This window comes from Shewanella amazonensis SB2B (assembly GCF_000015245.1).
Taxonomy (GTDB): domain Bacteria; phylum Pseudomonadota; class Gammaproteobacteria; order Enterobacterales; family Shewanellaceae; genus Shewanella; species Shewanella amazonensis.
The window spans coordinates 1,435,102-1,456,366 of the sequence record NC_008700.1 but is presented as its reverse complement, the minus strand read 5'-3'; the positions used below and the strand labels follow the sequence as shown (position 1 = coordinate 1,456,366).

The window sequence follows — 21,265 nt, the reverse complement described above, 5'->3', positions numbered from 1 at the left end:
CAATCTGGCTGGGCCAAAAGTGCGGCTTTGGGCGCTTCCTGTTAAAAACACAATAGGCACTCGGCCATACGCACTCAAGCAAATTTGCATTTTGTACTGCTATGCCAGACATAAAAAAACGCGGCCTCACCGGGAGACCGCGTTTTTAAGATCAAGCCTTTAGAGCTTAAAGATGTTGTCTTTACTGTCTCTGTCAACCAGCTTCACGAAGGGGTCAACGCCGACAAAGCTTGGGGCTTTATCCAACTCAAAGGACAACTGATTGTCGCCGGATTTAAGAGGATGTTTCTCCAGTAAAAGCACTTGCTCTTCAGAATCTATACTGTCGGGGTCAGCAGCAAATAGCCCTATATCCACCCGCTCATTGAAGATCTCTTCCTGCTCCTTGCCTTCATTATCAGCCTTGAGCAGCCCGGCGTGGATATCCAAATCCACCCGCACCTTACCGTTTTCAAGCTCGGTAACCTTGGCATTGGTCAGGCGCAAATCATAGAGCTTGATGTCTCTGAAGGCACTGTCCACAAAGGCCAGCTCTTCATCATCAAGCCCTTGTTTAAGGTAATCGAGCAAATCCAGGGTGGTTGGGAAGGGATCGGTCCGATAACGATAACGCTCAAGGAAGGCGGCAAGATTGGCATTGAGCTTCTCTTCACCCACCATGTCCTTAATGGCCATCATCACTACAGATCCTTTCTGGTAATGGATGTACTGCTGATTTTCACTGCGCAGCAGCGGCATTTCACCAATACGCTCACCACCACGGCCACGCAAATAACGGTCAAGCTCATAACGCAGGAATTTCCTGAGCATATGGGCGCCGTATTTTTTTTCCATCACCATCAGAGCGGCATACTGCGACAGGCTCTCAGAAATTACCGCACTGCCCTGCACATCGGCGGCACCGACCTGATGGCCCCACCACTGGTGGGCGACCTCGTGGGCGGTCACGTAGTACACGGGGTCAATCTTGTCGGGATCTCTTAAATCGGTAATAAAGCCTATCCGCTCAGAGTAAGGCACAGTGTTGGCAAAACTCTGGGCAAATGAGCGGTATCCCGGGAACTCCATAATCCGCAGCTGACGATGCTGATAGGGACCAAAGGCCTGAGTGAAATAGTCGATGGAATCACGCACCGACTCCACCATGCGCTCCACGTTCCAGGGATGGTCGGGGTGATAATACACCTCGATATTAATCCCCTTGTACTGCTCCTTTTTCACCTCAAAACGGCCAGATACGATGGCGAAGAAGTTCACCATGGGGCTGTCCATTTTGTAATGGAAAAAGTTACGGCCATTTTCCTGCCAGGCTTTGGTCAGGTATCCCGGTACCAACGCCGTTTGATCGCCCGCGGTAGACACTGTGGCTTCAAAGTCGACAAAGCTGCCCTGGGGACCGAAGAAGTTGACCTGATGGAAACGTTTATCTTCGAGTTTATTGGCTCTGTCCTTGGGTGGCAGACCTCGCTTTTCGCGCTCGTGTCTGTCGAGCAGCTCGGCATCGCTCTGGTAGCCAAAGACAGGCAACAATTCAAAGTTATTGATAAAGGTGCCGTTTTCTACCAGCGTGAGATCAAAATTGTTTTCGGCAATCCCCGTGTTTTCCCGCACCAGGCTTATCTCACCCGCTATCTCGGCGCCAACGGCTATGGGCGTATCAAATACCAACCAGGCTACCGGCAGCGAATCGTCCTCATCGGCCAAACGGGCACCGGGAATATCAAACTTCAATGATGCTCTGTCGGTATGCTCTGGCAGGCTCACCAACATGCGGCTGATAGGCTCGCCGCTGCGGTTTTGCCAACGCATCTCGACACGGGCCTTCAGACGGCGCTCGCCGGGGTAGATATCGAAGTGCCCTTTTACGCTCACAGGTGACAACACAGGCGCATCGGCATACTGGCGATAGCGCTTTTCGTAATCGGCCTGACTGTCGGTCATCTCATCGGGAATACGATAGTCATTGACCACAGTGGTTTGGTAAAAGAGATAAGCGCCCATCCCCGCAAATACCGCCACCGAGGCGAAGGCCAGCACGCGACCGCCACTGCCAAGCTGATATTTCAGCAGACCAATACGGTGTTTTAGCCCCACTTCAGGGCCACGGCGATATAAGCCGAACGCGAGCAGGAACAGCAGCACAGAGAAAGCGCCCCAGTACAGCATATACAGGGCATGGCTTTGCAACGACCAGCCGTAACCGTTCATGTCGGAGTATGGCAAGGTCGGTGAGCTGGCAAAGTTATTCAGGCTGTGGCCAAAACCCCAACTGGCCAGAATAAGGCTCAGGACGTAATAGCCCACGTACAGACCCATACCGGCATACTTATTGGGGGCCAACACCTGGAAGAAAAATGCCAGAACCGCCGACATCATCAAGGGCAGCAAAATCATAAAGCCCAAACGGATGGCGTATTGCGACAGCTCGAGGTTCATCTGCCCCTTGATGAGCTGAAAGCAAATAGTGGTCAGCATGGCAATCAGATACAGAATCACCATCACCAGCGACAGAGCCACAAACTTGGAGCTCAGGAACACACGATTGGATACCGGCAGGCTGTCGATGATGTCACCCATACCTGTGCTGCGCTCACGCCAGACGATTTCACCGCAGTAAAACACCAGGATGATGACCATCAAAAGGCCGGTGGAACCCACAATCAGGTCAACCATATCCTGGGTCAGCGGCCAATTGCTGGTGCCATACCAGTTCAGGTCCCCGGCAATCATGGGCCCCAGCAGGTTAAAGATACTCAGGGCGCCGAGAATGTAGAAAGGCGCAGTAAACAGCACCTGCTTCACCTCAAAGCGCACCCGGGTCCAGAACTGGGCACGGCCACTGATATTGGGTGTGCGCACCAGCGCCGACAATGGCGGCATGACTGGTACCTTGTAGGCACGCTGCTTTTTCCCTTCTGTGCGACGGGTTAAAGATGGTTGACGATGCAAACCACTGATAGCCAGAATAAAAGCGGTAATGCTGAGCCAGATAACCCGGTTTTGCAGCATCAGGCCCTCAAGCCCCATGCTGATGGTGTTTTTCTCGGCAATGGTCCAGTAGCGCGCCACCTGGCTGTAGGTGCGAAGCGCGAAAGGATCGAGTAGGGCCGCAATCTCACGGTACTGTGGCTGGCTTGCCAGTTGCCCTGCCAATCCGTAGAGAATAAACACCGCCACCGCAGTCAGATACAGAGCCATCATGGAGCGGAACTTCTGTGCCATGGCATAGAAGAGCGCCGACAAAAACAGCAGACTTGGCATCACCAGCAGCAACATGGGCTTAAGGTAAAACCACAGGGAGATTTCCCCAAAGCGACTGGAATCCACCCAGGGCATCAAAGACCCCAGCAGGTGTCCAAGGGGCGCAAGGGTGAACAGGGTCATGACGACCAACGCACTGCCCGCAAAGCGGCCGAGCTGATAGCCTATTGGCGACAGCGGCTTCACATAAAGCAGCTCTTCCATCAGGCATTGCTGGTTACGTACCGCTGTGCTGCCAACGAAATTCACCACGGCAAACATGGCGATCACCCCGGTGATGAGCAGGGTCTGGCCGATGGCGAATGGGCTGTTTTTGAGGACTTCACCGCCACTGCCGATTTGGACGTTATCGGTTGCTGTAGCAAAAAAGCACACCAGAAACAACAACATGCCAACCACATAATAGGACGGCTGACGCAAATAGTAGCGCCATTCGAAGGAAAGTGTGTGTAAAAACATGCAGCCCTCTCTTATGCGGCCTGATGGCTTCTGTGGCTGTGCAGGGTCGAGAAATACAAGTCCTCAAGCCCGGCATCCGTGCCTTCAAACCCTTCAGGACAGGCATCCGACATCACATTCAGCACAGTGCGACCGGCAAACAGACGCTTGGAAATCACCGGCAGACGCGCTTCGAGTTCTGCGGCTTCCTGCTGTGACACGGTACGGCGCCAGATCCTGCCATTCAGGGAATCCACCAGCTGTTGTGGGTTACCTTCGAGCAATATGCTGCCCGATGCCAGAACAGCCATTTGTGGGCACAATTCGGCTACGTCTTCCACAATGTGGGTTGAGAGAATAACTACCCGCTCCTCGCCAAGGCTAACCAGCAAGTTGTGGAAACGGTTGCGCTCTTCGGGGTCAAGACCTGCCGTGGGCTCGTCCACAATCAGCAGCTTGGGATCGCCAAGCAGCGCTTGGGCAATGCCAAAACGCTGGCGCATGCCACCAGAGTAACCGCTGACCGATTTGAATCTGTGTTGATAAAGGTTGGTGTGAGCCAGCAGACCTTCAACGATTTCCTTGCGCTCTTTGGCGTTACCAATGCCTTTAAGCACCGCCAGATGGTCCAGTAAATCCAACGCCGTTACGCGGGGGTACACGTTAAAATCCTGAGGTAAATAACCCAGCATGGTGCGCAGTTTCATGGGATCGGCCATCACATCTATGCCATCAAAATGAATGCTGCCACTGTCGGCCGATTGCAGGGTTGCAATGGTACGCATCAGGCTGGATTTTCCGGCCCCGTTGGGCCCCAGCAGGCCAAACATACCCTTGGGGATTTCCAGATTGACATGGTTCAGGGCTTTCACCCCGTTATCGTAGGTCTTGGTGAGGTTTTTAATGCTTAGCATGGGTCCTTTCCGCTTATTCGAGTTCGCTAATCGGACCCGAACATACCAGAATGCACCTTAACGTCACCCTAATAATTGTAATAATTTTTCAATAATTTACAGCATGACATTCTACAAATTTGCAACATCACTGATTAATTAAGGCCATACTGACGGCTGAAGGCGCTTTTTAATGGGTAAGGGCTCCCGGCGAAAATATTTATTCATTCCCCCGATGCCAAGGGGAAATAACAGGCGTATGATTTAGCGCTTTTCGCGCCACAGGGCAGACAGGGAGTGGAATTATCATGGGAAATACAGTCATTTTAGATACTCTGCCCGGGAGGCGTCCTGCACTCAGCAAAGGCTGGTTCGTGTTGCTGCTGACGCTGACCATCCTTGCCGGTTGTCAGGTTAATACAGACACATCCGGGGAGCCCTGGGAGACGGACGCCCAACCTCAGCCCGAGCAGGTCCCCCTTGTCGTCAAAGAAGCCACAGCCCCTTCCGAGCCCGCTCTGCCTGAAGCTGAAGCCAAAGCCTACCAGAATTTATGGCAAAAAATTGCCGATGCACAGACGATAGCTGTGCCTTCCCACAGCGAAGTCACCTATTTTCTTGGGCTTAACCGCAATAATGGCCTCTTCCCCATTAATGCCCCCGCTGCTGCCGAGCCCTGGCTGTACGACATCATCAGTGAATTGGAAGCAAGGGACATGCCCCTTGAGCTCGCGCTGCTGCCATTGATTGAAAGCGGCTATCATCCGGGCGTCAAGGGACTGGGGGGCGCAGGGCTGTGGCAACTTTCCGCCCAAACAGGCCGCAATCATCACCTCAGGGTTAACCAAAGCTTCGATGGCAGGCTGGACCCCATTCCGGCTACCCGTGCAGCGCTGGATTATCTTCTTTACCTGTATGAGATGTTCAATAACGACTGGCTCTCAGCGGTTGCCGCCTACAACATGGGTGAAGGTAAACTGAAAACGGCCATCGAGCGCAATCGCCGCAAGGGCAAGGCGGAGGACTTTCTGGCGCTGGGCTTGAGCCGCAATCAGGCGCCCACCCTGTACAAATGGTTGGCGGCGCTGGCGGTTTTACGGGACCCACAAACTCAATCAGCCAGTTTCCCGCCCATTGCCAACGCGCCTGTCTTGGCAAGGGAAGCGGTGCCCAACGGCGTGGCCCTGTCCAATATTGCCCAGGCCATGGGTATGTCAGCCAAGGAACTGTCCAGACTGAATCCAGCCTTCAGGGACGGCATTGTGCCTTTCAGCGGCAAATATCAAATCAACCTGCCAGAATCCCGGCTGCCCGCCCTTAACGCAGCACTGGTGAACTTAAGGCCGTCTACCCCTGGCAAGGGCGGCAGTTATCAGGTGAAATCAGGGGATACCCTGAGTGGCATCGCCAAGCGCCATGGAATGCGTCTGGACAAGCTGTTGTCTCTGAATGGACTCAATATGAAGAGCATTATCAAACCCGGGCAACAGTTGCGGCTGGAGTAAAGATGGGGCTGGCATAAGCCGGATTTGCGCCTTACCGGGCTTAAAATACATTTGAAGTCAGTTTGAGCAACTGTGTCAGCCCCGAGACAAATCGTCCTGGGGCTAATTTGGGGGGCTTATTAATGGTGTTACGGCTGAAGTGACGCCTTGAGCCGCGCCATCCCCTCATCCAGAGAAATCAGCGGCTCGTAGTCTAAAATCTCCCGCGCGGCACTGATATCGTAGTAGTGGCTGCAAGAGAGCTGCCTGGCCACAAAGCGGGTCATCAGGGGTTCGTCCTGTTTGCCAAGAAGCGTATACATTCCTTCCAAAACCGCGCCCATACCGTAAGCAAGCCACACAGGTACCCGACGGGTCACGCCCGGCAGCTCTGCGCAGGCGAGAATTTTCGACAGCATGGACGCCATGGTGACCGGCTCGCCGTTGCTGAGGAAAAATGCCCTGCCGCCACACTCGCCGGGCTTTTCGAGCAAAGCAATCGCCGCCAGTACATGGGCATGGGCGGCGTTGTCCACGTAAATGGTATCCACCAGCTTGTCTTCGGCACCCAGGAGGCGAAGACGACCGGCGCGGCCACGCTCCAGCACTCTGGGCACCAGATGCGGATCCTTTGGTCCCCAAATAAGATGGGGCCGCAGCGCCGTGATGACCAGAGACGGCGAGCTCGCCCGCAGCATCATGGCCTCCGCCTCCGCTTTGGATGCACCATAATGATTCAAAAAATGCGCCGCATAAGGGGCAGACTCATCGATACCCGATTCATCTTTGCCATCAAAGGTCACACTGGGAGTACTGGTGTACACAATGGCTTTGATACCCAGATCCTGGCTTGCCTGCAGCACATTGGCCGCCCCGGTTACATTGGGGCCATAGTAGCTTTCACGGCTGCCCCAAACCCCGGCCTTGGACGCCACATGAAACACCAGCTCGCAGCCGTTCATCGCAGCAGACAAAGCCTTAAGGTCCATAATGTCGCCACGGTGCATCTCCACCCCCATGGCTGCGAGGGCTGGATAGGCAGAGCGGGCAATGCCGACAACCTCAATGCCGGCACTGAGCAATTGCCGACACAGCGCCTGCCCCAAAAAGCCCCCTGCGCCTGTCACCAGTACGCGGCTGACGTGGGTCTTAAGGCGTTTGGCGGCCTCCAGCTGCGCCGGATGCAAAGGATACGCCTGCGTCATTTATTCAGACCACCAGAGAGTTGTTTTTCGGCCCAAAGCGCGAGTTTTTCCCTGAAAATCTTGGCGTTGTGGCGAACATCCATGGGGAAGGACTCATGGATAAGGAAGAAATCTATCCCCTGAGTGATTTCGTGGGCCTCGGCCATTTCACGCAGCTCTCGGTACAGGCTGCTGGCATTGTTGCAGGCCTGAGAACGTTCGAGCTCAAGGCATACCAAGGGGATCTTATCCCCATGACGATGCACCCCAACCAGTGCCGAGCGGGCAACCAGCGGATGAGTATTGAAAATTCGCTCACAGGGAATGGAAAAATAGCGTTTACTGAAGGCGCCGCCTTCGGTGGCATCCACCCGATGGGCCTTACGGCCACACATCCACAGGCGGCCCAGCTCATCGAGATACCCAAGATCACCCATGCGATGCCAGAACTCTCCGTCATCGGCAATTTTGGCGATACTGGTGGCTTCATCTCTGTGATAGTAAGCGCGGCTTACCATGGGGCCTTTTACCACTATTTCACCGATTTCATAGGGTTGAAGTTTAAGCTCGTCCTGCCACTCGGCAATTGGCGCCTCGTCGATGGCGATGATTTCAAGCGCAACGCCCTGCACCGGTTTACCCACCAGAATGCCACCGCCTTTGGCTGTCACCTCACCGCTCGCGAGCAGCTCATCACTGCCAACAAAACACAGGGGCAGGCCTTCAGTGGCGCCGTAAGAATTCAGCACAGGCGCATCCGGCGGCAGTATCTGCCGGAAGCGGTTGATAGCGTCAATGGATGCCGGAGCCCCGGCAGAGATAACCCGCCTGACGCCATTCAGTGTCAGTGCATTCGCCTCGCCGTATCGGCCAAGCTTATCCAGCAGTGCCGGATTCAAAAACAGGTTGGTGCACTGGTAGTCGGCAATGGCCTTGAACAGGTATTCGGGTTTGGCCTTGATGGGGCGACTGGCATCCATACAGGGCACGATGGAGGCCATTCCCAATGCCGGACCAAAGAGGGCAAACAGCGGAAAAGTCGATAAGTCCCGCTCACCGTGGCGGATGCCATAATCCTGTTTGAGCGCCTGAATTTGCGCCTCAAACATCTGATGGCTGTATTCAACTCCCTTGGGTACGCCTGTGCTGCCACTGGTGAAAAGGATGGCGCAAAGGGCCTGCTCATCGAGCAAGGTCATGGGATAGGGCCCCATATCCTGACCGTGCTTTTCAATCTGCACCAGAGTATTGCCACCCCAGAGTTTGAGCCCCCGACCAACCGTCACCAACTGAGTGACGGTTTTTTTACCCCAGGAAAACAGCATCCTCGCCACATGGGCTTTGGGAATACCGATAAAGGCATCGGGCGCTGCTTCATCGAAACACTGGCCAAGGTTTTTGATGCCCATGCCGGGGTCGACCATCACGGGAATGATCCCGGCTTTAAAAAGCGCAAATGTCAGAGCAAAAAAATCCAGCCCGGGTGTCACCATAAGCACGGCTTTGTCACCGGCATTGAGACCTATGGCATTGAGGCCATGGGCAATGGCATCACTGCGACGATTCAGCTCACTCAGGGTCAGCTCATCATAGCAAAGCTCACCAATTCCCCGCGGCGGCTTGCCGAATCTGTGCCTTTGTACCGCCACCGCCAAGCCCTGGGGCTGAGCCTGTGCGGCCGAAACCAAATGACGGCACAGGTTGGCATTCATGACGCAAGGGCCTCGGCAGGCGCAGAGGCCGCCACAAAACGCTCAATGTGGGCTATCACTTCGTCGCTGGCATCCTCAAGGATGTAGTGACCACAGTCTTCGAAGGCGTGCACCTCGGCCTGGGGCAACTTTTCTTGCCATACGGTGAGGAAATGCCGGTCAAACACAAAGTCTTTGAGTCCCCAGCAGATGAGAGTGGGCACACGGGTAAATTGCGCCAGACTCTGCTCAATCCGGCTCACTTCATCCCAGGCGGTATCGCCGGGCTTCAAGGGGATATCCTGCACAAAACGCAGGGTAGAAATACGATTGGCCCAGCTGTTAAAGGGGGCAACGTAGGCACGTCGCATCTCTGCATTCATAGGATTGCGCTTGCAGCCAATCACAGAGGCAAGACCGGCAAAGGCATTAAAGCCACGCACCAGCAAGGTACCGAGCCAGGTGTCACGGCAGATTTTAAGCCGCAATGGCAAGGGTTTAGTGGCAGGCAAGTGGAATGCCGCTGTGTTCAAAATGACCAGTCTTTCAATGGCATCTGGATATTTGGTCGCCCAGCCCATGCCAATCATGCCACCCCAGTCGTGTACCACCAGGGTGACTTTTTCTGTCACATTGAGCGAAGCGAGCAAGGCTTCGAGATCGCCTATCCGGCTTGTCAGGGTGTAATGGTAACGGCTGTCATCGGGTTTATCCGACAAACCGCAACCTACGTTATCCATGGCAATGCAGCGATACTCGCCTTTCAGGGCGCGAATCAGATTACGGTAATACAGGGTCCAGCTCGGGTTACCGTGCACCATAACAACAGTGCCTTTCGGTGCCACGTCGCCCTCTGGTCCCTCATCGATAAAGTGAATATTATGGCCGCCGTGATTGAAAAAACGGCGTTTGAAAGGCAGCAGGCTATCCAGCATTTTATGATTATCCATTACCAGCGAAGCCCCAACATCATGCAGTTCAGCCCCGAACCTATGCCGAGGAAGCTGACCTGATCCCCCGGACGTAAAAAACCCTGGTCGTGGGCAATGGCCGCCGATACCGGCAAAGACACTGTGCCCATATTGCCAAGCTCGGCAAAAGTGGGAAATTCTTTTTCTTCAGGAATTTGCAGTGCCGAGAGCACTTGTTTTCGATTGGCTGCGCCCACCTGATGACAAATCACCTTGTCCACCTGACTTGCCAGCCATTCACGCTGTCCAAGGAAGTGTTGCCAGGTTTGTTTGGCAAGCTCTACCCCTTCTTTGAGCAGTGCCACAGCGTCTGTACGCATAAATTCACGGTACAGGCGATGTCCGGCTTCCTGCAGGCCCCACTGGCACAGCTGATAGTGCTCAGGGGCGGCCAATTGACTGGCACCCAGCAATTGATGGTTTCGCTCGGTAGCAAGGTTGAAGCTGCCGTCTGTCAGCAATACGGCAACCGCACCGGAGCCACCGGTCAGGGTCGCCAGCGACTGGGCAAAATTCTGCATAGTGGGTTCTTCGAGCATCCGCTCAATGGTGGCATCCACAATGTCGCGGGCCGATTCACAGGACACAACGAGTCCGGCTCGAATTTGGCCAAGCTCAATGCGATTGGCTATGTCCAGAATGCCCGAGAGTACACCCAGGCAGGCATTGGAAATGTCGTAGATAGCACTGTCACGGCCCACACCCAGCGATGCTGCGATGCGGCACGCCGTGGCAGGTTCATGCTGGTCACGGCACACCCCGGTATACACCACGGCGCCCAAATCGGTCGCCTTCAGGCCTGTTTCATTCAGTGCCTTCTTGGCAGCAGCAATGGCGCCATCGGACAGCTGATGCCCCAGAGGCCACCAACGGCGCTCACGGATCCCCGTAAGAGCAGCCAATTGTCCCATGGGTATACGAAACTTCTGATACAGGGGAGCAAGACGTTGTTCAAGCTCTGAGCTTGATACCACAACAGGGGCCAACTCATAGGCCATGCTGTTGATAAAAACGCGGGAATATTTCATTCAGTTCTTGTTATCTAGGATGCAAAGCACGCCCGGCCGAATGCCGTTAAGGCCCGATATTAGAGGGCCATTATCCAGAGAAATGCCGCTGTCGCCAACCAAAATACTCAAGTTTAGCCCCTCGAAGCCGGCTCATCCGACCCCTTGACCAGGGGTTTGAGTCTTAATAAAGCCCCTATTCAAACAGCCCTGACTGAAACCAGCCTGAGAACGCCGTGGCTTTTCGTCCCTTTTCAATCGGGGATAAAGGGCACGGCAAACGAAAGAGGTGAATGCCAATAAAAGCGGTTTCGTGACGCTATTTCAATCACGACGGGCGTCAATCAGGGCGTTACGGGGCGTCATCCCAGGGGGACAGAACGCACTGAGGCTCACACGGTAGCCCGATTCCAACAAAAATGCGGCCCTGTCCAGTAGCAGATACTGTTCAATCACAGGCCTGAAGAGGTGCGCCACCAGATCCAATCGCCGGGTTAGTCGCTGGCGCTGGCATCCTTTGGCCAACCATTCATCAGCATAAAAATCCGCGGGCAACACCAGGCCTTTAAGCTCACAGGCCCAGCGGCAAAAGGCATCAAAACTGCCGGAGAGCTGGCTTTGGCGCACCGAGGGTAAGGGTAAGTAGCTGTCATCCCGGCGCAAATGGCGCTGCAGGCAGTCGAACCCCAGGCGCCACTGAACTTCCTTCAGGCGGTCCTGCTTTTCTTTTGCACTGGCAACGACCGAGTGATTGAGGGGGAGCTGCAGGCCATGCTTATCGAGCACCAGTCCTGTGGCTCTGGCGCTGGCGCTGAGCCCCACGTATTGCTCCCCTTGAATAAGGTGGTAACAACAGGGCGACAGGCTGATGGCGCGGGTTTGGGCTGCGGCGGCGCGCCTTAGCAGCACCAGATGCAGCTCACCGCAGGCGTGGAGCGCAAGTGCATGCTGCTCACGCTGGAGTAACTCTGCCTCGTCTGAAAAGGCATCGGCACAGACAAAGCGTTGGTTGACACCCCGCTTTTGCGCCTCCTTTTCTCCGTCAATGCACAGCTGTTGCTGCCACTCGAGGCTCAGCACAGGCTTGTGGCTTACCGCCCCAACGAGTCTCCCAAGATGGCCTTTACCGGCGCACCACTCCAGATAGGGATACGGGGCAGGTGGCAGGCTGACGATATTGGCAAAGCGGCTTATCTGTTGCCATTTGCGGCCTTTGATCCCGGCGGAAAAACGGCTGAGATCATGTTCCGGCAGCGCCTCCAGGGTTTGACTTGCCTGCGAGTGGTGCGGTAATTGCCATAAAAAAAGCGACTGATCCCACACCTTGAGTCCGTTTACCTTTAGGTCTTGGCACAGCGCTGGCCAAAGGCTATGACAGAGTTCCGCCTGCACCAGATCCAACGCGTCAAGGCAATCATCATTAAGCGTCTCAATTGCTTGCCAGAGATTGGGAAAGCTTAGCCGCCAAGGGTTATCCTGGCGGTCAAAAGGCCGAAAATCCCAAAGCGCTGCCCCTTGCTGCAATACACAAGCCAGCGCGGCAAGTGTCGACATGACTTGCGGCAGCTGAAGTTCATGCTCGGCGCCCGATGACGGGGCGTTTTGCGGCAACGGCGCACGGGACAAAGCAGGTGCAGACATGATTGGCGAGGGTCTGAAAAATGATGAGGGGTATTATAACAAGCCAAAAAGACTTATTGCAGTTTCCCGGATGCAAAAACGGCGGATACAAGGCACGCATCAAACGGGCTGACCAGCGCCAAATTATTACCCTCCGTGCAATGCTCCAAAAAAGAAGGCCAGCTGAATTGCTGGCCTTCTCTATCGACACATCGCGAACTATTCATCTTCAGGCGTTTGCCTGCTCAGTAACCGAGCACGCCTCAAATAGCTATGTGGCAACTCTATACGAGCTGCCCGAGCACCAAAAAACTAAAATCCGACTGCAGGGGTTTGACTTGGCTCCAACACCAAACGGGCAACGCCAGTGCCCCCTGCACCGTAAGGCCGGCTGGCCTGCATACCACGACTGAAAGCAGCTGGTACTGCGGTTTGGTTCCAGTAATCAAAGGCTATTTCTTCATAAATATTGAGTCTGGGGCCCAAACCTCTGGCAACATACCAAGGCGACTGGCTATCAATTCTGCGCTCTTCAAATTCAAATACATAAATACGTGGACCCACGACACCAAACTCCAACTCTTTAAGCACATACCAATCACGGCGAGCGCATGCTTCGGTGGTCACATCACCACACTTCCAACGGTAAATCGACTGGAATGCCACATCATCCGATTCGGTATCAACCATCCAGTTGATTGGGGTGTTAAATAGGGGGGCAAAATCAGGTGGTGAGGATTGGAAACTGCCCAACTGATAACCTTCGCCATTGGCATTAAACTGCCAACCAAAATAGGCGAAACCGTCATCCCACAACAAATTGCCGTTGTCCCAGGCCGATTTACGCCATTGATTAATGGTGGTATTCCAGTACTTGCCTTCTGAATTGGTTAAGTCAAAGGTGCCAATCACACCATTCTCAAGCTCCAATGCATAATCGGTATCGGCGGCAAGCAAGTTGCCCTCGGCATCGTAAGATTCACTGAACACCTGTATATCGCTGCCTGACTGATCAAGCTTAGTGATATGCACACTGCTGCCATCTTCAAATGTGGCAACAAAGGTTCCCTTGTCATCAATGACCCAGGTAAAACTTTGTTCCAGAACGCGGGCGACACCGGTACCGTCTGCACTGACCTCAAATAGATCGGCAAACATGTCCGAATAGCCATAATCTGGATCGCCGAAGTAATAGTAGTGTTCCAAAATCCAGTCGCTTACCACATCGTCTGCCGTCAACTTGAAATCCACCAACTTGTCACCATTTCGCATCAGTTGGTCGCTGGTTTGCTGCTCCAATTTACCATCTGTTGTGATTGTAGTGCCGCCAGTCAATACTACCGGTGTCATGGTTTCCTTGACAGTTGTAACAATCCGAAAAGTATCGGTTTTCTCACCTTCAATGACCCGTTTCATTGTTGTACTTTGTGGTTTGCTCTGCACCTCAACCTGATTCACACCCGCCGCATTCAGCTGGTCAACCTGCGCCTGAGTTAAGCCGGCAACCCCCACGGCTACAGCAGGATAATAAAAAGAGCCCATGGTATCTGCGTAGGTCAGGGTTAAAGTGCCATCCGTCAGTGTCCAGGTAAATTGATGCACCCCCCTGCTAAAGGTTTCTGCCCCGGAGCCGTCGCTGTTAAAGTCAAATCGACCGCCACCACGGGACAGGAATCCTGGAGCCGCCGGAAACACCTCGTAGTAGGTTTTTGCCAGGCTATCAGCAGAAACGGGGGGAGTGAGTTCAGGATCGGCAATAATGTCATTCACGGTAGCACTGATAATACCGGGAGTGGCGTTTTCGGCCGCTGTCACGTAGCTGTTGTATGCTTCCGTATTGGTCAGCAGCTCCAGCACATTACTGACCCCCTCCGGCAAGGCAAAGGCCCCCCCTTGAGTAAGCAGTTTCACCACAGCGGCGGCCTCTATCAACTCATCCGGACTGACTGATTTTTCAACAAAGGTGAATTGATCTAAATCAGCCGGAACCTCACCATTGTTGGCTGAGACTATCAGCGAATACAAGGCGGTTGAGACCGCATTGATAGACACAGCGTTAGCGCCCTCATCGGCCAGAGTATCAGCCTTGGCAGCAGGTGGCGAAACCTGCGTTCTGGAGCTCACCTTGCCTGCCACAGCAGCCTGCACCGGATCCGCTGTCAGTTGGGGAACAAACTTGTAATACTCCAAACCTGCAGTGCCGGACGACTTCACCATGAGATTGGTAAACAGATTGGTTTCATCATCGTCGGCTTTAAGTGGCAAGGTAAAAGCACCATTGCTGTCAGTTGTGGTGCTGAAACTGGTGCCAGCCAAAGTGCCGCTGACTTCAGAGCCGGCAAAGGCTGCGTCAGCGACATTCCCTGTGACGGTATAAGTCACCATGACCGGGGTCACGGTAACAGTTCCGACTACCGAAGCAGATTCATCATCATCGTCAGTAACCATCAAACTGAAGCCCAGATCGGTATCAGCCGAAACACTTGGCGCCGTAAAACTCAAGGAAGCCGTGGTTTCACCGGTCAGGATTACCGGGGCGCCAGAGGTTTGAGTCCAAAGATATGAGCTGATACTGCCATCCGGATCTGTTGCCGAGGCGGTCAGGGTCACAGCCGACTTTTCAACTGCACCTTCAAAGGCGGCAGTAACCGTGGGCAACTGATTGTTGGCCACCAGCACCGAAACGGTGGCACTGGCTGTTTGATTGGCGCTGTCTGTCACTGTGACCCTAAGCACTGCAGTCCCATCTGCATCAACGTTTGGCGCGGTTACACCAACGATGGCACTGGTGATGTTGGCCAGCGTTAATGTGGGACCAGATTCCTGAGTCCATTGATAGCTGAGCGAGCTACCATCGTCCTTACCGACCGAAATAATATCGACGCTTCGGTTTTCTTTCAGCGCCACAGAACTCGCAACAGTTACCGTTGGCATTTCATCGGGGTCATCAGAGCCGCAGGCTGCCAGTAAGGCGCAGGCCACAAAACTGACAGACAACTCTTTGAAATTTTTAAATTTCATCGTCACTCCTTAACGAACTATTGGGTATACACGAGAGGTATGGGATAGAAAAGTCGATGGGTATTGACGAATTACAAGGAATCAGTTCGCCTTTTCACCAATCAGAAAAAGCGTAGATCAAAGTTTAAAAAGCGCACGAGAATTAGTCTGATTACATTTCAGCCGCCAACAAGAGATGAATTAAGACTAAAAAATTGAAAGTCGGCCAGAGTGATATTCAATACATCTTTATCGTAAGCAGCAGCCGATGCTACACTCTGCCCGCCGATGTTGTATGCCCGGAGCCAACCTATGATCCAATCCCCCTGCGTTGCCCGCTGTGGTCTCAATGATGAGGACTACTGTATGGGTTGCCTGCGACATATCGATGAAATCGTGGGTTGGTCTCAGGCAAGTGATGAGCGCAAACTGGAGATCCTGGCCAGTCTGCCCACCCGCAGAAAAGCCCTCGAAGGTGAAAATAATCAGCCACTGAGCAGGGCCAAGTGGCTGGAATCAGAAGCCCGCTTGGGGCTCGATTAATCCGGCTAACCCGCTTTATTGTGCCTTGAGCGCGGCCTCTGCCAGCCCCCTTGTGTGTTCAAGCAGGCGCTTATCCCCCAGCGCGCCATGGCCCGGCACCACTGTGATGACTTCAGGGAATTTCGCTATCAGCCGCGACATGGACTCAGGCCAGTCAGGCAATGAGCCATCGCCATAAAACCCCATAAACCGGGTTGACGCCTCCCGCACCAGGCAGCCGCCAAAGAGCAGCTTTTCGTGAGGCAGGTACACCACCAGATTATCCATCGCATGGCCAGCACCGGGATAAAACACCTCTACCTTGTTGCCAAAATACTGTATTTCGTCGCCACTGAAGGTGTGGGTCGCCAGCGTCTTTTGATGTTGCCTCAAAAGGGCCTGGGTCGCCTCAGAGCTTAGGGTGGCGATACCGGCTCTCTCAAATACCCCAAAGCTGCCGGCCCTGTCTTCATGCCAATGGGTGGCGAGCACGGCTTTTACGGTTAAGTCTTTAGCCTTTGTCCATTCGAGCAAGGCCTCTGCATCGGCATCCGTCCAGGGCGTATCCACCACAAACGCCTCTTTGCCATCCACGATTATCAGACCATTGGCGGAGACTTTGCCAAAGCCTTCGACTTCTTTCTCGCTCTGGTGCAGGAAAAGCCCATCAGACAAGGGCGTGATTTCCAGTGCCTGCGTATTGGCAATAGTCCCTATCATCAACGCAGTACACCAGCTTATTGCAATCCTCATGGACACTCCTTTATCAGAACAAAAGCGCCGCACGAGGCGGCGCTATTCATACATCTCTGGGTCAACAAGCCGTATCCCCTCAAAACGCCTTATCAGGCACCGACCTGGTCACTGCCGTTGTGGCTATGGTGCGTCTCGGTTAAACGGCGCATCAGCGGCAATACCGCCAGTGCAATCAGGGTGCACCCCAGGGCCGCAAAACCCAGCTTATTAAACAGGCTGGTATAGATGGTCAGGGTTTCCAGCGGATTGGTAATGCCTTGCGGCACGCTGGCAAAGTTGGCCACCACACCGCCCAGATACTGGCTGATACCAGTTGCCACAAAGTAGGCACCCATCATAAAGCCGCCCATGCGCTCGGGCACATAGCGAGCAATCATGGCAAGGCCCAGTCCACTCACCAAGAGCTCGCCCAGCGAATAGGCGCCATAGCCCCAAATCATCACCCAGCTTGAGGTCTTGCCGTTTACGGCAAACTCTCCGGCCACACTGTAGATAAAGAAGCCTGCGGCCACCACGGCAAACCCCAGGGCAAACTTGGCGGCAATGGAGATATCCTTGTTGTGCTTGCCTCCCCAGGCATAGGCCCAGGCAAGGATTGGGCTTAACACCATGATCCAGATGGGATTAAGCGCCTGAAACTGCGCTGGAGACCAGGTCCACAAATGCTGCCCCATCACCACAAAGTCCCAGTCTACGTTTCGCAGTGCAAAGAGCGCCAGCGAGGTGGACATCTGCTGGTAAAAGATAAAAAAGAACACAGATTGCAGCGTCAGTACCAGCGCGGCTAACAGCCCTGCCCGCTCGCTCTCTTCACTGGTGCGGATAAGGTGGATAAAGATCCCCAGCACCACCAGGCCTGCGCCGTACACAAATACCCGGGCGATATCTTCAAATTCGAGTATGACCGCAGAAACCACCACCGCCAGCAGCGATGCCCCCAATACAGCCGCAAGCTTGCGCTTGTCCACCGGCAGCAGGTCTGGCTCAGAGCCATAATTATCCAGGGTATGGCGCATCATCATGTAGTTGCCGATACCGACAATCAGGCCCACGAAACACACAGCAAAGGCGGCGTGCCAACCAAAGCCGTCACCATAGTTGGCGTTGACGTAGTCCTTAATCCAGGGGGTGAGCAACATGGAGAAGGTCGAACCTACGTTGACCGCCATGTAATAGATGGTGAAGGCACTGTCGATTTTGGAGTCGTCGCCATCATAAATTTTGCGTACCAGATTACCGGCATTGGGTTTGAACAGCCCGTTACCCACCACGATAACCCCGAGGGCTGAGAACAAAAACCAGGTATTATCGGTCGGCACGGCCATGAGGGCGTAACCCAGCGTCAATATCCCTGCGCCCAGCAGCATGGTGCGCTTGGTGCCGAGCACCTTGTCTCCGACCCAGCCACCGATGGCGGGCGCCACATAAATGAGTGCGGCGCAGGCGCTCCACACCAAATTGGCGCGCTCATCGGCAAAGCCAAGGCGCTGAACCATAAAGTAAACAATCAGCGCCTGCATACCGTAGAAGCCAAAACGCTCCCACAGTTCAATCAGCGACACCGTCATAAAGGACCGGGTCTTGGAGACCTGTGTATTCCCTGTTGTCATAGCCAAATTCCCATCTTGATTATTGTTGTGATCCAGCCCGAGTATAGGGGGAGCATGGCGGCAAACCAATCAGAATTTGTTCACTTGTAAAGCAAAAACAAGGTGGCAAGTGGCACAGACAAAAAAAGCGCCAACCAGGCGCTTTTTTCATTGAAAGATGTGATTACTTCTTATTCGACATCAGGGATTTAAGATCGGCAAAGGGATTGTACGTTGCCGCCTCTTGCTTCGCCTCCTGGGTACTGCCATAGCGAATAAGCTCTTCAAAACGGGAGTGCTCATTATCGTGGCAGTAAAGGCACAGCAGCTCCCAGTTAGAACCATCAGGCGGGTTATTGTCGTGATTATGGTCCCTATGGTGCACCGTCAGTTCCGACAGGTTTTTATGGGTAAATTCACGGGCACAGCGGCCACACACCCAGGGATAAAGCTTCAGCGCCTTTTCGCGATAGCCACCTTCACGTTTTTCACGGTATTCGCGCTCTGCAGCCAATACCTTATCGAGTTTACTTTGGGTCATAAAAGTCAGGTTACAGCCTATGTTGGGCGCAGCATAACGCGCCAATCAGTCCGGTGCAATCGTGGCGCATCAGCTATCCGGGTTAACCGCTTCACTCACGGATAAATGCAGATAGTGCAGATATTTTTCATACTGAGTTACTGCATCGGCCTGCAACTGCTCAACTGTGTAGCCAAGCACATCATAATGCTGTCCACCGTGCTCCAAAAACACTTCCACCCGGTAAAAGTCATCGTCGGTCTCCTCCACACCATGGACCGGCACTTTAGAATACTGCCGCAGCCGCAGACCATAAACGAAGTCGGGATGATTGTCGCTGGCAATCAGCAGCCTGACCCTGTCCTCTTGCTGCACCACGCGGGCATCAATACCTTCATTCACGAAGGCAGAAGCCACTTGCTTCAACGCCTGGCGGGCAGGCCCGCGGATAAAGGCCCGGGCATCTTTGGCGGAAGGTTGATTCACCAACACTTTCAGACGCTCCCGCCATTCAACGTTGGCACTGGCATACTGCACACTGGTGTGATGCAACTGCACACTGGATAGCTTAAGCCAGTCATCCTGCAGTGCCTTAAAAAGCCCAAGGCAAATCAGCAACATCACTAACAAAAAGGGCATGGCGCTGGCAATGGCAGCGGTTTGCAGTGCCTGCAAGCCGCCAGCCAGCAAGAGCACAGAAGCCACTACGCCCTGCATCAGCGCCCAAAACACGCGCTGCCATACAGGGGACGACATATCGCCACCGGAAGTGAGGTTATCAATCACCAGACTGCCGGAATCGGAAGATGTCACAAAGAAGGTGACCACCAGACACAGGGCCACCGCCGAGAGCAAGGATGTGAGCGGCAACTGCTGGAAGAACACAAACAGCGCCACAGACACGTCGCTGGATACGGCATCGGCGAGCACTGTATTACCCTGATGCAAAATCTGGTCTATGGCCGAGTTGCCAAATACTGTCATCCACAAAAAGGTAAAGCCACTGGGCACAAAGAGCACCCCCAGCAGAAACTCACGAATAGTGCGGCCACGGGAGACCCGCGCAATAAAGGTGCCCACAAAAGGCGACCAGGAAATCCACCACCCCCAGTAAAGTAAGGTCCAACCGCCCAGCCAGTCGTTTTTCTGCTGATAGGCGTATAGATTAAATGTTTTGCCAACAATATCAGAGAAATAAGCACCAGTGTTTTGTACAATGGCCTGCAGCAGCGCCACAGTAGGCCCCACCAGCAGCACGACCAGCATCAATACCACCGCCAACAGCAGATTGAGCTCGCTGAGGCGCTTAACCCCTTTATCAAGCCCGGAGAACACAGACACTGTGGCAATCAGGGTAATGACCGCAATGAGCCCCACCTGCAGGGGGGTACTGACCGGAAACTGGTCACCGAAAAGAAAATTAAGCCCGGCATTCACCTGCAACACACCAAAACCCAGCGATGTGGCAACACCAAACATGGTGCCCAGCACGGCAAACGCATCCACCGCATGGCCAATCGGTCCGTGAATACGCTCGCCAATCAAGGGATAAAGCGCGCTTCTTGGCAGCAGCGGTAACTTATGCCGATAGGCGAAGTAAGCCAGACTCAATGCCACCACAGCATAGATGGCCCAGGCATGAATGCCCCAGTGAAAGAAGGTAATTTTCATCGCCTGCCTGGCGGCCTCTATTGACTCGGGCGTAGCATCCGGCGGGGCTATCAGGTGCATAACAGGCTCTGCCACCCCGAAAAACATGAGCCCTATCCCCATGCCAGCCGAAAACAGCATGGCTATCCAGCTCTTATAGCTGTAGTCGGGCTCGGCATGATCGGGACCAAGCTTGATATCACCGAAACGGCTGACCATCACAAAGACAATAAAAACCAGAAAGACGGCCACACCGAGCACATAAAGCCAGCCAGCTTTGACTTCAAGCCAATGCTGCACTGCACCAAACCATTGTTGAGCCTGCTGCGGCCAGATGGCACCGAGCGCCACCAGGAGGGTGATAAGAAAAAGAGAACCGAAAAAAACCGGCCGATTAATACTGTATTTGAGTGCCATTATAGCTCCGTTGGCTAAGGCAGAACCTCGTCCCTGGTGACACTGATATAAACAGCTGAAATGTCGGGGCTGGTCCTGCACAAATTGCTGGAGAGGCGACGCAGGATACCACAAAAGCACCTGAAAAGGCGGCCGCAATCCGCTTTTAACGCCAATACAGAGTGTGAGTCACGCTCTTCCCGCCATGTAAAAAGGTAGCGCTTCAGCGGTATTTTCGCTTGCTGCCCCCCATTGACTTTACCGGGTAAGGCAAGAAATACTG

Annotated in this window: 14 protein-coding genes; 2 read left to right on the top strand and 12 right to left on the bottom strand. The window is 53.9% G+C overall.

All coding sequences use genetic code 11. The annotated features are described in order from the left end of the window. Positions 1 to 159 precede the first annotated feature (159 nt). A complete protein-coding gene (locus SAMA_RS06225) occupies positions 160 to 3,720 on the bottom strand; it encodes an ABC transporter permease/M1 family aminopeptidase (protein ID WP_011759304.1) in 3,561 nt (1,186 codons plus the stop codon). Between the two features lie 11 nt (positions 3,721 to 3,731). Continuing rightward, on the bottom strand, positions 3,732 to 4,613 hold the full coding sequence (locus SAMA_RS06220; protein WP_011759303.1) for an ABC transporter ATP-binding protein: 882 nt from the start codon (positions 4,611 to 4,613) through the stop codon (positions 3,732 to 3,734). A 287-nt stretch (positions 4,614 to 4,900) separates the two neighbouring features. Here SAMA_RS06220 and SAMA_RS19125 point away from each other — a divergent pair, with 287 nt between their 5' ends. Continuing rightward, complete coding sequence (locus SAMA_RS19125) at positions 4,901 to 6,097, top strand: transglycosylase SLT domain-containing protein (protein ID WP_011759302.1); 1,197 nt, start codon at positions 4,901 to 4,903, stop codon at positions 6,095 to 6,097. A gap of 128 nt (positions 6,098 to 6,225) precedes the next feature. Here SAMA_RS19125 and oleD read toward each other — a convergent pair whose 3' ends face one another. From oleD to SAMA_RS06185, 6 genes are all read right to left on the bottom strand, one after another. Beyond that, positions 6,226 to 7,281 carry a 2-alkyl-3-oxoalkanoate reductase gene (gene oleD, locus SAMA_RS06210; RefSeq protein WP_011759301.1) on the bottom strand — a complete coding sequence of 352 codons (1,056 nt, stop codon included), beginning with the start codon at positions 7,279 to 7,281 and terminating at the stop codon, positions 6,226 to 6,228. Then, a complete protein-coding gene (oleC, locus tag SAMA_RS06205; RefSeq protein ID WP_011759300.1) occupies positions 7,278 to 8,972 on the bottom strand; it encodes an olefin beta-lactone synthetase in 1,695 nt (564 codons plus the stop codon). Before oleC ends, oleD begins: the two co-directional genes overlap by 4 nt. Beyond that, the gene (locus SAMA_RS06200) at positions 8,969 to 9,886 is read right to left on the bottom strand and encodes an alpha/beta fold hydrolase (protein ID WP_041410184.1); all 918 of its coding nucleotides are present in this window, start codon (positions 9,884 to 9,886) and stop codon (positions 8,969 to 8,971) included. The genes oleC and SAMA_RS06200 overlap by 4 nt, the downstream gene beginning before the upstream one ends. 14 nt (positions 9,887 to 9,900) lie before the next feature. Further along, the gene (locus SAMA_RS06195) at positions 9,901 to 10,950 is read right to left on the bottom strand and encodes a 3-oxoacyl-ACP synthase III (protein WP_011759298.1); all 1,050 of its coding nucleotides are present in this window, start codon (positions 10,948 to 10,950) and stop codon (positions 9,901 to 9,903) included. Between the two features lie 303 nt (positions 10,951 to 11,253). Further along, positions 11,254 to 12,570, bottom strand: coding sequence for a methyltransferase (locus tag SAMA_RS06190; protein ID WP_011759297.1), 1,317 nt, complete (start codon positions 12,568 to 12,570; stop codon positions 11,254 to 11,256). Between the two features lie 291 nt (positions 12,571 to 12,861). Beyond that, a complete protein-coding gene (locus SAMA_RS06185) occupies positions 12,862 to 15,570 on the bottom strand; it encodes a PKD domain-containing protein (protein ID WP_011759296.1) in 2,709 nt (902 codons plus the stop codon). 294 nt (positions 15,571 to 15,864) lie between these two features. Between SAMA_RS06185 and SAMA_RS06180 the strand changes: the two genes are divergently transcribed. After that, entirely contained in the window at positions 15,865 to 16,092 is a 228-nt protein-coding gene (locus SAMA_RS06180) for a DUF1289 domain-containing protein (protein ID WP_041410181.1), read from the top strand. A gap of 15 nt (positions 16,093 to 16,107) precedes the next feature. On the opposite strand, the gene bla is transcribed toward SAMA_RS06180, so the two are convergent. The 4 genes from bla to SAMA_RS06160 form a co-directional block, all read right to left on the bottom strand. Next, positions 16,108 to 16,824, bottom strand: a complete 717-nt coding sequence (gene bla / locus SAMA_RS06175) for a subclass B1 metallo-beta-lactamase (RefSeq protein WP_011759294.1) — start codon at positions 16,822 to 16,824, stop codon at positions 16,108 to 16,110. A gap of 92 nt (positions 16,825 to 16,916) precedes the next feature. Next, positions 16,917 to 18,437, bottom strand: a complete 1,521-nt coding sequence (locus SAMA_RS06170; protein ID WP_011759293.1) for a peptide MFS transporter — start codon at positions 18,435 to 18,437, stop codon at positions 16,917 to 16,919. Positions 18,438 to 18,600: 163 nt separating this feature from the next. Next, the gene (locus SAMA_RS06165) at positions 18,601 to 18,957 is read right to left on the bottom strand and encodes a YajD family HNH nuclease (protein ID WP_011759292.1); all 357 of its coding nucleotides are present in this window, start codon (positions 18,955 to 18,957) and stop codon (positions 18,601 to 18,603) included. 69 nt (positions 18,958 to 19,026) lie between these two features. Then, entirely contained in the window at positions 19,027 to 21,003 is a 1,977-nt protein-coding gene (locus SAMA_RS06160) for a BCCT family transporter (protein ID WP_011759291.1), read from the bottom strand. Positions 21,004 to 21,265: the final 262 nt, after the last annotated feature.

Excerpts from the sequence above, each read along its gene's own strand:
- SAMA_RS06225 (WP_011759304.1), bottom strand. The coding sequence starts at position 3,720 with ATGTTTTTACACACACTTTCCTTCGAATGGCGCTACTATTTGCGTCAG.
- SAMA_RS06220 (WP_011759303.1), bottom strand. The coding sequence starts at position 4,613 with ATGCTAAGCATTAAAAACCTCACCAAGACCTACGATAACGGGGTGAAA.
- SAMA_RS19125 (WP_011759302.1), top strand. The coding sequence starts at position 4,901 with ATGGGAAATACAGTCATTTTAGATACTCTGCCCGGGAGGCGTCCTGCA.
- oleD (WP_011759301.1), bottom strand. The coding sequence starts at position 7,281 with ATGACGCAGGCGTATCCTTTGCATCCGGCGCAGCTGGAGGCCGCCAAA.
- oleC (WP_011759300.1), bottom strand. The coding sequence starts at position 8,972 with ATGAATGCCAACCTGTGCCGTCATTTGGTTTCGGCCGCACAGGCTCAG.
- SAMA_RS06200 (WP_041410184.1), bottom strand. The coding sequence starts at position 9,886 with ATGCTGGATAGCCTGCTGCCTTTCAAACGCCGTTTTTTCAATCACGGC.
- SAMA_RS06195 (WP_011759298.1), bottom strand. The coding sequence starts at position 10,950 with ATGAAATATTCCCGCGTTTTTATCAACAGCATGGCCTATGAGTTGGCC.
- SAMA_RS06190 (WP_011759297.1), bottom strand. The coding sequence starts at position 12,570 with ATGTCTGCACCTGCTTTGTCCCGTGCGCCGTTGCCGCAAAACGCCCCG.
- SAMA_RS06185 (WP_011759296.1), bottom strand. The coding sequence starts at position 15,570 with ATGAAATTTAAAAATTTCAAAGAGTTGTCTGTCAGTTTTGTGGCCTGC.
- bla (WP_011759294.1), bottom strand. The coding sequence starts at position 16,824 with ATGAGGATTGCAATAAGCTGGTGTACTGCGTTGATGATAGGGACTATT.
- SAMA_RS06170 (WP_011759293.1), bottom strand. The coding sequence starts at position 18,437 with ATGACAACAGGGAATACACAGGTCTCCAAGACCCGGTCCTTTATGACG.
- SAMA_RS06165 (WP_011759292.1), bottom strand. The coding sequence starts at position 18,957 with ATGACCCAAAGTAAACTCGATAAGGTATTGGCTGCAGAGCGCGAATAC.
- SAMA_RS06160 (WP_011759291.1), bottom strand. The coding sequence starts at position 21,003 with ATGGCACTCAAATACAGTATTAATCGGCCGGTTTTTTTCGGTTCTCTT.